Source organism: Thiocapsa roseopersicina, assembly GCF_900106925.1.
GTDB classification, from domain to species: domain Bacteria; phylum Pseudomonadota; class Gammaproteobacteria; order Chromatiales; family Chromatiaceae; genus Thiocapsa; species Thiocapsa roseopersicina.
This window is the reverse complement of the sequence record NZ_FNNZ01000032.1, coordinates 23,994-34,699: the sequence shown is the minus strand read 5'-3', so window position 1 is coordinate 34,699 and position 10,706 is coordinate 23,994. Positions and strand designations below refer to the sequence as shown.

Here is a 10,706-nt window from a genome sequence, read left to right as displayed (position 1 = left end):
ACGCCGCTCGCGGCGCGTATCGCCCAGATCAAGTCCTTGAAATTCCGCTTCTGCCCAGCCCATCGACGCCCCCGGAGATCGTCCAAAAGCGATATTTTAGCCTGTACACTTAAAGTTGTGTGTAATGGGATGGTCATAGGGGCACGGCCCTCGGGATATCAGGCGCATTCGCCATCACAGTATTGCTGATGGGCTGCGTCTCCTCCCCGACAAAACCGGCGACAAACGAGATGGGGGCATTCGCAAGCCTCTACGACGGCAAATCCGACGTCGCCTTCGCGACCCTCTTCCCCGTTGCCTCGGCCACCGAGGCAATCCAACGCGGCGACCTCGCGCTGAGCCAGGGCGATATGGACCGCGCGCTCTTCGAGTACATCCGAGCCTTGGACATGGATCCCAAGAATGCCGATGCACTCTATAAGATCGGCCTCATCCACTCGGCACGCGGAAATATTCCATTGGCCGAGATGGCCTACCGATGGTCGCTCCAAGAGGATCCGAACAACCTCGGATCGCTCACCGGCCTGGGTGTGCTTCTACTGAAGAAAAGAGAGTACGCAGAGAGCCGGGGACACCTCGAGAAAGCAGTCGGCATCGATGCCCGAATCGCGCCAGCACAGAATGCACTTGGGGTCATTTCCGACCTCGACCGTGATTACGACCGCGCCCAACGTCATTATTCGATGGCAATCGAGGCCGGTGCCGCGTCGGCCTCGCTGATGAACAATCTCGGTTACTCCCGCTATCTCGGCGGCAATCTCAAAGGCGCGGCCACGGCGTTCCGAGAGGCATTGTTGATGGACCCCAACTACGAGCTCGCTTGGCGCAACCTCGCCTTGGTCTATACCCGCCAAGGTCGTTACGACGAGGCCATCGAAGCGCTGACGAAGGTACAGGACGAGGCCAAGGCATACAACGACGTGGGCTATCTCCTGATGGTCGACGGAAAGCTCGACAAGGCGCGTGGCTATTTCGACGAAGCGAAACGGCTGTCTCCGAGCTTTTATGCACTGGCGGACACCAACTCACGCAGGGTCGAGTTGATGCAGGGGCATGCGGCTTCTCCTTGAGGAGGTCAACGAATGAATTCCGACATTCAACATTCAAGGCCACGACTCCACAGCTCGGCCCGGCTCGGACCTCAGCAAGGCGCCACGACGGTCGAGTTCGCCCTGACGATCGGGCTCAGCCTCACACTCATGTTCGCCATCATCGAGTTTGCGGTGGCCATGTATAACCAGGGCGTCTTGGTGCACGCGACCCGGTTGGGCGCGCGCGAGGCATCCCTCTTTTGGGTGGATCCGCCGCAGATCACATCGGATAGCGATCCGAGGGAGGATCAGCGGATTCATCGCGACGCTATCTTGGACTCCATCACGGATTGGACGGAAAACTTTGTCGTGTCCTTCACCGCCGAGGATCCGGCTGACCCTGTGCTTCGCTTGCGCGGGGCCACGGTCGCGACAGCAACCCCGGTCGTCGCTCCGGGAGAGGAGGTGCGCGTCGACACCGCATTTCAATTCCGGGGGCCCGTCACGTCTGTGCTCGCCAGCGCGTTCGATTATCCCCAACGCGCGCGAGCAGTCATGCGCGTGGAATGAGCTCCCCATGGAGTACAAGAAGATGTCGACCAAGAGCCATCGATCAGAGCGGTTTTCCGGAATTGTCGTCCGTCCTCGTATCGGGGGGTTGACGTCGATCGCGCGACGCCGGGGTCAGGCCGGCGCCGCCGACATGGTCCAGCTCGCGATTCTGACCCCCATCGCACTCGCGGTGTTGCTCGGTATTGTCGAGATCTCGGTGGGCTTCTTCAATCAGGCGATCTTGACGAACGCCAGCCGGGCCGCCGCGCGCGAGGCCATCCGTGTCCCCGAGCCTCGGGTCGATCCCGTCACAGCCGCTCTTGATGCGTTCAACGGAGCTCGGATCGATTGGAATGGCTCCGGGGATCTGGGCGAGGATGACGTCGTTGTAACGCCCGTCGGCAGCCAGGTCACCGTGACCCTGACCTACCCTCACCGTTTTCTGTTTCTACCAAGCTTCGCAGACGGCATCGTCAACATTAATTTGGTCGCCCGCACCGATATGCGGATGCGACGCTAAACAAGACCCGGCGCGCGGCCGGTTCACCGGTTGATCGCTCGCGGATGAGCCGTAATCGATAGACCGCCAGGGATCTCGGCGAGACTTAGGGAGGACCGATAGATGTGTAATCCACGCATTCGCCAAAGGGGCGCGACGTTCGTGTTCTGGCTGTTCGGCTTAATCGGCTTACTTGGTGTCGGAGCACTGGCTTTGGATGGCAACAACATCTTCGTCGGAGCGGCCGAATTGCAAAATGCGGCCGATGCGGGCGCCTTGGCCGGCGCGCGCGAGCTTTTCGATGACGAGGACGGCACCCTGATCCGACGTGGACTCGTGAACACCCGCGCCCGTGAAGCCGCCACGGCCAACAATGCGCGCGGCAATGCGGTCGAGGTCGCGAGTGTGACTGTCGGTCACTGGAGTTTCGAGACCGGCGGCGGCGGCACATTTCGTGCCCAGCCAGCCGACCCGCCCGCAGACAATTTCATCGACAAGTCGTTCTCCGGGGATCCGTCGAGCTGCAACAACCTAAACAACTTCTGCTCGGGGGACGTCAACGCGGTACAGGTCATCACGGAACGTCGCGGAACGCCCGTCCAAGCCTTCTTCGGGCAGATTTTGGGCTTCGACGGCTATAACACCCAAGCAGTCTCAGTCGCTTATCGTGGTTTCTCGGGCTCGATCGAACCTGAAGAGGTCGATCAACCCATTGCGATCTGCCAGGAATCCTTGTTGGACAGCAGTGGCGATTTCTCACAATGCTCTGTTGGGACTTTCATTCCGGCGACCACGGATACCGCCCGATGGGCGAATCTGGAGCAGAACGAGACCTGCGGCGGCGCCGCGAACGCCAGCGATCTCAAATCACAGGTCTGTGCCGGGGGTAATCGCGACCGAGTCTTGTTCGGTTTGGAGCTTCAAACAAACGATGGCCAGGTCAATTCAGCATACAGTGAGCTTTATGACTGCTGGGAGGATAGGACCGAAAAGACGGATCCTTGGAACATGGTCTTGCCCGTAATTGCCTGCGCCGGCAACAGACCCTGCGCGCCGGTCGTCGGAACCGTCTCGGTCAGCGTCCTTTGGATCACGAGCGATCCCGCTAAAGTCGCCGACGCGCCAACGGAGATGGGCTATGTCGATCCGAGCCTGGGGAGTTGGTCCAATACCTCGACGGACGGCCAAATTCGTTGGAACGATTTCGTGACAAGCTTTGGAATCGTGGGTCTGCCATTCAACAAGGGCAGCACAACTGATTTTGAGTATCCGCATAAAACCATCTTCTTCGCCCCCGACTGCCAACCCGCTGAGCCCGGCGGTCTCACCGGAGTCCGTAACTTCGGAATCCGCTCGCTCATTCCCGTCTTGGTCAACTGAGACATAAAGCGAGCGCCGAAGAGGCCGTGACGGCAAAGGATTGCCGCCCTCCGCTTGCGAGATCAGTGGACGTGAAGGCGTGCGACGCGGCGCATCGTCCAGATCGAGGCTTTGGTTATCGTTTCGTCCAGGCCTCTTGGGTCCCCCGACCGGACGCGAAACGCCGGACGCGCCCCTGGGGGGTACGCCGAGTTCAGTCGGCACCCTGGGGAGGCGAACTTCAGTCCGCGGCGCGGGTGCGCTCGGGCGACTGAAGTCGCCCGTCCACGGGGTAGCCGGATGAATCCGGCGTACCCAAGCAGTCGCGGGCGGCGACCTGGACACTGCCGATGTGGCCGCGTCGATGAACTGAGCCGGTGAATCCGCCGATAAGGCGGCGGCGAAAGCTTGCCGCAGGACGGTCGTCAGCTCAATGCTCGTCGAACACGCCATCAAGGGATTCGGCATCCAGGAGACGCTCGCCCCAGCGCTCCAATTGGTCGGTCGGGGTCCGGGCGAGCCGCGCCTGGATCTCGGCCGACAGCGGGCCGAAACGCTTGGTGAGCAAGCGCGTAAGGAACTCGACGCGACCCTCCACACGACCCTCGACCCGGCCCTTTTCCTCGCCTTGCTGCAGCCCGCGCTGGATCGCCAGACGCTCGACACTGGTCACGTACGCCATCTTGCGCTCTCCTTCAATCGTTTGAATCTCGTTCCACAGCGCCTGCTCCAGCGCATCCGGCAGCCGCATCATCCAGTCGATGACGGCGAACAGATCGAGGATCCGCTGGCGCTCCCGGGCATGCCGATACAGCAGGCGCACCAGCCGGCGCTTGAAGCCATAGCGCGCCTGCGGGTCATGGCGCGTCCGCGTCGTGTAAGAGATGTGCGGCGTTGATCAGGGCGAAGGGATTCGCACCCGCTTCCAACGCAGCGAGTCGATCGGCGTAGTCCAGCAGTTTGACCACCGGAAAGCGAAACCGATGCGTGCAGCCGAGCTGCTCCAGATCGAACCCATCCGGCTTCCAGCCGGCGCCCTGGTCCGCCAAGACCGCCAGGCTCGCGATCGGCTGCGCGTTCGGGGTGGTGAGCGAAGGTAGTGGAACCTCGTCGCATTGACTCCGCACCGCGAAGATTGACCCGGATGGTCTTCGACGTTTAGCCTATGGCAATTGCATAGGCTTGAGAGGCTACTATGACTGACCCCCGGGCTCCCGCACCCGTGCCCGCAACTGAGCCGATCCTTCCGCGCACTGCACGACTCTTTCGCAACGGGAGCAACCAGGCCGTGCGCTTGCCTCGTGACCTCGAGATTGACGCTGAGGAGGTGCTGATTCGCCGAGAGGGCGACAGCATCGTGCTCACGCCCAAGCCGCGTTCATGGAATGACTACTTTGCGCGCGGACGGCGCCTCACCGGCGATGTGCCAGACACCGTCGACGACCCGCCTCCGCAATCCAGGGAAAATCTCTGATGCGCTGGATGCTCGATACCGACATCTGCATCTACATCATGAAACGCCACCCTCCCGGGGTGCAGGCGCGGTTACGACGGGTTGCGATCGGTGAGGTCGGCTTGTCCGCCATCGTGCTGGCCGAGCTGCGATTCGGCATCCGGAAGAGTCAGCGTCGGGAGGAGAATGCAGCGGCCTTGGCGGACTTTCTGGCTTACTGTCCGGTGCTGGATTGGCCGCAAGCTGCGTCCGATAACTACACAGAGATACGTCATGAACTGGAAACCCAAGGAACGCCGATTGGTTCCAACGACCTGCTGATCGCGGCGCATGCTCTACACCTTAATTGCACACTCGTGACCAACAACGTGAGAGAGTTTCAGCGTGTGCGCGGGTTGAGCATCGAGAGCTGGGTCTGATCGGGTTAGGGAAGGCGTGCTCAAGCATCGATTTGCCCGCCGTGCTGCGTGCTCAGGGCAAAACTATCTGCACGGTCTCGGAAGGCCGCAGCAGCTCGTTCGGGCGGCGGTCGAAGATGATGTCGAGATAGTAGACGGCGCCTTCGAGCTCGACGCGCACGGCCTGGACGCCGAGGCTGTAGACGCGCCCGTCGCGCATGGCCCCGTCGATCTTGATGCGAGCCGGCTGGCCCGGTTTGAAGCGTCGCAGCGTGCCGGCGGTGACGAGGGCGCGGGCGAGCATCTGATCGTCCGGCGCGATCACGATCAGGGGCTCCTGCTGGATGGTCTTGTAGATCACTGCGCCGTTCCAGACCTTGCGCGAGACCACGATCCCGTCGAAAGGGGCACGCAGCTCGGTGTGCTCGAGTGCGACAAGTGCCGTGGCCTCGGCCGCCTTCGCGGCTTCCTCCTCCGCCGTGGCGGCGAGCTGCTCGAGCTCGGCGTCCTTGAGCTCTTCGATGGCGATCAAGCCGCGATCGAACAGCTCTTGGCTGCGGGTAAGATCACGCCCGGCCTTCTCCACCTCCACGCGCGCCCTGGCGACGCGCGCCTTGGCCTCCAGAAGCCTGGCTTGGGCCTCGCGCTGATCCATCCTCAAGAGGAGATCGCCCTTCGCGACATGCTGACCGGCGCTGACGAGGACCTCGTCGACCACGCCGTTTTCGAGCACACGCATCTCGACCTCATGCACCCATTCGAGCCAGCCTTTGAGCTCCTCGGCCGCAAATGCCTCCGTGGCGAACATGAGCACGCCGAGGGCGATGATCCACGCCTGTTTCGTCATTGATTCTGTTCTCCGTCTGCCGCTTCGGCGAGGGGCTGCCCGGCAAGGGCCTCAAGCTCCGCCCACACCAGTGCGCGGCAGAAGCTCACCCGTTGACTCTGCTGCCGGGTCTGGGTTTGTTGACTCATGGAGTAACCCAGATCGGCGGTCACCTCCTGCTCGTAGAGTGTGCGACTTTCGTCGAGCTTCAGATCGCGCCAGGCCAGCTCGGTCTGCAAGTTGCGCTCGGCCGCGCTCAGTGCGCGTAGACGCAGCAACAGCTCCAGCGCCTGCTGGCGGACCTCGAGCGCGATGAGATCCCGATCGGCCTGCGAGCGGCCGGCCATCAAATCGCGCACGACCGGGGTATCGACCGCCTGTGCGAGGATGGTCTCCAGCGTCGGCGGGGTCTCCGGCGGCATCGCGAGTGTGGGCTGCAGCAGGTTGCGCGGCAGATCGGCCGGAGTACCGAGCGCCTGTGCGAGCAGTGCACGCGTCAACTGCTGGCTGATCTCGCTTGCGGCCCGGCGGTGCAGAATCTCCTGATAGACCGACTCCAGCTCCAGGACACGCAGCGGCGAGATCTGGCCGAGCTCGTTGCGCACGGAGGCGCGGTCGAACTGGATGTAGGCGACCGCCATGGCCTCGCTCTCGGTGGAGAAGCTCAGATCGGCGAGGAGTACGTCAAAGAAGCGCTCCATGATCTCCAGGCGATGCGCGTCCCGGGCGCTGATCAGGGGTTCGAGCGGGCGGTTCCGCTCGGGGTCGGCGACGCTCGAGCTGCGAAATGCCAGCCGCTGACAGTCCAGGTAGAGCGATTGGCGGCGGGGCAGGAGGCCGACGACCTCGGGCGAGGCCGCAACCCGCGGGTGACCGGACGCGGTCTCCAGAGCCTCCTCCAAGCCGAGCGGATCGGAGAGGGCCGCCGCCGGAACGGTGAAGACGGCTCCGGCAAGCAGGACGAAGATACGGCATCCGAGCGCACACCGGCGCCCCCCGGCCCTCATGGATGTGGATCCCTGCGTATCGGAGTCTCGGACTTTGGCCCTGTCATGGAGCGGATCCACCTCGCACATCGTGTTGCCGGCTTGCCCTCGTCGGCGCGGAGTTTGGTGAGCCGGGATCTGCGAGCCAGATCCCGCGAATCCGGAGATTAAGCCGATTCCGGGTCGCGGCTCAAGCGATTCGCTCGGGTTCTCCCTCAGGGGTTTCCTGCGACGACTCGGCAGGTGTTGCGGGGAGGGTTACACTGCCCGGGTGACGCTGCACTCAACCGATCGACAGGGCATCTTTCACGCCGGCGCACGGTGCTCCGCGCTCACTGCGTCGATGACCAACCAGTGACCCAACCAACCGAAATCAAGAGGATCTTGCGCATGTCAGCCCTTCGAATCATGGTCCTTCTCGGCCTGATCGGCATGGTCGTTCCGTCCTTTGCGACCGACGCGCCGCCTGCGGACGGCGCCGAGACTACCGCGCCCTCCATCGACGCGACGCCGTGGCGGATCCTCGCCTATCGATCCGACGCCGAGGCCGATCTCGTCGCCATCGAGCCCCGCGAGGTGCCGCCGCGACTCGTCTTCGGCGAGGGCCGTGTCTCGGGCAACGTGGGCTGCAACAGCTTCTCGGGCGGCTACACCCTCGTGGGAGACCGTCTGACGATCGACCCGCGCATGGCCATGACCATGATGGCCTGCGAGGAATCCTTGATGGCCTTGGAGCAAGCGATCACGGCGCATCTCGCCGCCGTGGCAGGATATCGACAAGCCGGTCGGACTTTGGAGCTGCTCGATGCCGACGGCGCCGTCCTGATCCTGCTCGAAGCGCTGGGCGAGACCCCCTTGGCCGGCGTCACCTGGCGCCTGGACACCTACAACAACGGCAAGCAGGCGCTGGTCTCGTCCGTGAAGGGCACCGAGATCACCTTGGCCTTGACCGCGGAAGGCACCCTCTCCGGCTCCGACGGCTGCAACCGTTACATGAGCGGCTACACCCTCGACGAAGGTCGGCTCATGATCGGCCCCATCGCCACCACCCGCATGGCGTGCCGGGGTCCGCAGGCGGTTGCCGAGCAGGCGGCGGCCTACGCCGCGGCGCTCGGACTCGTGCGTGGCTATCGTATCGAGGGCGAGCAGCTCTGGCTGACGACCGAGGACGGCGCAACCGCCGCGCGTTTCCGGGTCGTCCCCGACGCCGCGAAGGCGACCGAGGGGCGTTAAGGCATATCAAAGCGTCAGGCGTCGTAGGTTGTGCCGAACCGTGCGAGGCACAAACCACCGTCGGCGGAGAGCGCCCCTCTCCCGAAAACCACCTTGATCTTGGTCGGGCCGCTCCCGCGGGAGCCGCCCGACCAAGATCAAGTCCGGTTATACTCCCGCTCGTCACGGGACCGACCCAAAACGAGGCACGCATGCGCTGCTGGGCCAGAACAGCTTTCTACCTCCTCGTCACCGTGCTCGGCATCGCGAGTATGATCGGTGCCTGCGGTCAGAAAGGCCCGCTCTATCTGCCCGAGCCGCCGGTCGTCGAGGTGCCGGCGCCCGCAGCCGATATCGGCTCGGATGTCCCGAGCGCGGTCGTTGCGCCTCCGGAATCGACCGCACCTCCCGACAGACCCTAGCCGAATCGCCCCCAATCACCTCAAGCCGAGAGCCTCCCGAGACCGCATGGATCATTTCAACTATCGCGACGATGTCCTCTATGCCGAGGATGTCCCGCTCGCCGACATCGCCGCGCGTTTCGGTACGCCCTGTTATGTCTATTCCCGCGCGACGCTGGAGCGCCATTGGCGAGCCTTCGACCGCGCATTTCGCGACCATCCGCATCTGGTCTGCTTCGCCGTCAAGGCCAATTCCAATCTGGCGGTTCTCAATGTGCTGGCGCGCCTGGGCTCGGGATTCGACATCGTCTCGCTCGGCGAGCTCAAGCGCGTGCTCGCCGCCGGAGGCAACCCCGCCAAGGTGATCTTCTCGGGGGTCGGCAAGCGAGAGGACGAGATCCGCTTCGCGCTCGAGGTCGGGATCCGCTGCTTCAACGTCGAATCCGAGTCCGAGCTGGTCCGGCTCGATCGGATCGCCGGCGAGATGGGTGTGGTCGCGCCCGTGTCGCTGCGTGTGAATCCCGACGTCGATGCCCAGACCCATCCCTACATCGCCACCGGTCTGAAGGAAAACAAGTTCGGGATCGACATCCACGCAGCCGAGGAAGTCTACGTCCGAGCCGCAGCCCTGCAGAACCTGCGAGTGACCGGGATCGATTGTCATATCGGCTCGCAGCTCACGGATCTGGCCCCCTTCATCGACGCGCTCACGCGCGTCCTGGGCTTGGCCGAGCGGCTCGGCGAGATCGGTATTCCGATCGCCCATCTGGACGTGGGCGGCGGACTCGGCATCCGCTATACGGAAGAGCACCCGCCCGAGCCCGCCGCCTATGCCGCGGCCATGAGCTACCTGCTCGGTGATCGTCCCTACGAGATCATCCTGGAGCCCGGCCGTGCCATCGCCGGCAATGCAGGGGTACTGCTGACCCGCGTGGAATATCTCAAGGAAAACGGCACGCGCCACTTCGCGATCCTGGACGCGGCGATGAACGACCTGGTGCGCCCCGCGCTCTACCAGGCCGTTCAGGACATCGTGCCGGTGATGCGCGACACCGAGGCGGAGCCGGCCCGCTATGATCTGGTCGGCCCGGTCTGCGAGACCGGGGACTTCCTCGGCAAGGGACGCCAGCTGGCGTTGCGCGAGGGCGACCTGCTCGCCGTGCGCGGCTCGGGCGCCTACGGCTTCACCATGAGCTCCAATTACAACAGCCGCCCGCGGGTGCCCGAGGTCATGGTCGACGGCGATCAAGTGCATCTTGTACGCGAGCGCGAGACCGTCGCGAGTCTCTTCGCCGGGGAGTCCGTCCTGCCGTCATGAAACGCCGTCCCGAGCCCGAGTTGATGGACAGCGACGAGCAAGCGCTCGCCTATGCCCAAGCGGATTTCAACGAATCCAATACGCTCTTCATCGAGCTGCTGCGCCGGCTCGATCCCGGTCCGCTCGACGGCGCGCGCGCACTCGATCTGGGGTGCGGGCCGGCGGACATCAGCATCCGCTTCCTGCGCGCCTGGCCCAAGGCGACCTGCGATGCGCTCGACGGCTCCCAACCCATGCTCGATCTTGCCCAAACTGCGCTCGATGCGCTGCCCGGTGTTGCGAGTCGGTGTCGACTGATCCGCGATCAGATTCCGTCCGCGGCCCTGGAGCGGGGCGGCTACGACCTGATCATCTCCAACAGCCTGCTGCACCATCTACACGACCCGCAGGTCTTGTGGCAAACCCTGATCGAGACCGGCAAGCCCGGTGCCTTGGTGCTGATCATGGACCTGATGCGCCCGGCCTCGGCCGGTTGGGTCGAGGCACTGGTGTCGACCTATGCCGACGGCGAGCCGAAGGTCTTGCGCGACGACTTCCGCAACTCTCTCTTCGCGGCCTTCGAGCCCGCGGAGGTCGCCGAGCAGCTGGCTGTCGCGGGGCTCGACGGACTTGAGGTCGGCGTGGTCAGCGACCGGCACCTAGCCGTCTCGGGGCGCCTGCCGGGATGAGTG

Annotated in this window: 15 protein-coding genes; 10 read left to right on the top strand and 5 right to left on the bottom strand. The window is 63.9% G+C overall.

Going from position 1 to position 10,706, the window contains the following annotated elements; translation table 11 throughout:
* On the bottom strand, window positions 1-63 hold a 63-nt coding region (locus tag BLV04_RS26110; RefSeq protein WP_139191975.1), incomplete at its 3' end, for a transposase DNA-binding-containing protein.
* Window positions 64-230: 167 nt separating this feature from the next.
* On the opposite strand from BLV04_RS26110, the gene BLV04_RS21530 reads away from it, so the two are divergent.
* From BLV04_RS21530 to BLV04_RS21515, 4 genes are all read left to right on the top strand, one after another.
* The gene (locus tag BLV04_RS21530; protein WP_175534746.1) at window positions 231-1,070 is read left to right on the top strand and encodes a tetratricopeptide repeat protein; all 840 of its coding nucleotides are present in this window, start codon (window positions 231-233) and stop codon (window positions 1,068-1,070) included.
* A 12-nt stretch (window positions 1,071-1,082) separates the two neighbouring features.
* Complete coding sequence (locus tag BLV04_RS21525; RefSeq protein WP_093037496.1) at window positions 1,083-1,601, top strand: TadE family protein; 519 nt, start codon at window positions 1,083-1,085, stop codon at window positions 1,599-1,601.
* Between the two features lie 133 nt (window positions 1,602-1,734).
* Window positions 1,735-2,103: a TadE family protein gene (locus tag BLV04_RS21520; RefSeq protein WP_175534745.1), complete on the top strand. Its 369-nt coding sequence runs from the start codon at window positions 1,735-1,737 to the stop codon at window positions 2,101-2,103.
* A 102-nt stretch (window positions 2,104-2,205) separates the two neighbouring features.
* A complete protein-coding gene (locus BLV04_RS21515; RefSeq protein WP_093037489.1) occupies window positions 2,206-3,462 on the top strand; it encodes a TadG family pilus assembly protein in 1,257 nt (418 codons plus the stop codon).
* Between the two features lie 409 nt (window positions 3,463-3,871).
* Here the strand turns inward: BLV04_RS21515 and BLV04_RS21510 are convergent, their stop codons facing one another.
* Window positions 3,872-4,264, bottom strand: coding sequence for a DUF4351 domain-containing protein (locus tag BLV04_RS21510; RefSeq protein WP_093037486.1), 393 nt, complete (start codon window positions 4,262-4,264; stop codon window positions 3,872-3,874).
* 34 nt (window positions 4,265-4,298) lie between these two features.
* Window positions 4,299-4,490 (bottom strand): hypothetical protein, encoded by a 192-nt coding sequence (locus BLV04_RS21505; RefSeq protein ID WP_139192002.1) that lies wholly within the window; start codon window positions 4,488-4,490, stop codon window positions 4,299-4,301.
* A gap of 146 nt (window positions 4,491-4,636) precedes the next feature.
* Here BLV04_RS21505 and BLV04_RS21500 point away from each other — a divergent pair, with 146 nt between their 5' ends.
* Window positions 4,637-4,915, top strand: a complete 279-nt coding sequence (locus BLV04_RS21500) for an antitoxin (protein WP_245731983.1) — start codon at window positions 4,637-4,639, stop codon at window positions 4,913-4,915.
* Window positions 4,915-5,313 (top strand): type II toxin-antitoxin system tRNA(fMet)-specific endonuclease VapC, encoded by a 399-nt coding sequence (gene vapC, locus BLV04_RS21495; RefSeq protein ID WP_093037479.1) that lies wholly within the window; start codon window positions 4,915-4,917, stop codon window positions 5,311-5,313. The genes BLV04_RS21500 and vapC overlap by 1 nt, the downstream gene beginning before the upstream one ends.
* A gap of 52 nt (window positions 5,314-5,365) precedes the next feature.
* Here vapC and BLV04_RS21490 read toward each other — a convergent pair whose 3' ends face one another.
* Window positions 5,366-6,139, bottom strand: coding sequence for an efflux RND transporter periplasmic adaptor subunit (locus BLV04_RS21490; protein ID WP_093037476.1), 774 nt, complete (start codon window positions 6,137-6,139; stop codon window positions 5,366-5,368).
* The gene (locus tag BLV04_RS21485; protein ID WP_245731982.1) at window positions 6,136-7,125 is read right to left on the bottom strand and encodes a TolC family protein; all 990 of its coding nucleotides are present in this window, start codon (window positions 7,123-7,125) and stop codon (window positions 6,136-6,138) included. Before BLV04_RS21485 ends, BLV04_RS21490 begins: the two co-directional genes overlap by 4 nt.
* Before the next feature lie 369 nt (window positions 7,126-7,494).
* Here BLV04_RS21485 and BLV04_RS21480 point away from each other — a divergent pair, with 369 nt between their 5' ends.
* The 4 genes from BLV04_RS21480 to BLV04_RS21465 all read left to right on the top strand — a co-directional run bounded on the left by BLV04_RS21480 (window position 7,495) and on the right by BLV04_RS21465 (window position 10,703).
* A complete protein-coding gene (locus BLV04_RS21480) occupies window positions 7,495-8,337 on the top strand; it encodes an META domain-containing protein (RefSeq protein WP_093037470.1) in 843 nt (280 codons plus the stop codon).
* 191 nt (window positions 8,338-8,528) lie between these two features.
* Entirely contained in the window at window positions 8,529-8,738 is a 210-nt protein-coding gene (lptM, locus tag BLV04_RS21475; RefSeq protein ID WP_093037465.1) for an LPS translocon maturation chaperone LptM, read from the top strand.
* Between the two features lie 46 nt (window positions 8,739-8,784).
* On the top strand, window positions 8,785-10,035 hold the full coding sequence (lysA, locus tag BLV04_RS21470; RefSeq protein ID WP_093037462.1) for a diaminopimelate decarboxylase: 1,251 nt from the start codon (window positions 8,785-8,787) through the stop codon (window positions 10,033-10,035).
* A complete protein-coding gene (locus BLV04_RS21465) occupies window positions 10,032-10,703 on the top strand; it encodes a class I SAM-dependent methyltransferase (protein ID WP_093037459.1) in 672 nt (223 codons plus the stop codon). The genes lysA and BLV04_RS21465 overlap by 4 nt, the downstream gene beginning before the upstream one ends.
* The last annotated feature ends 3 nt before the right edge of the window (window positions 10,704-10,706 follow it).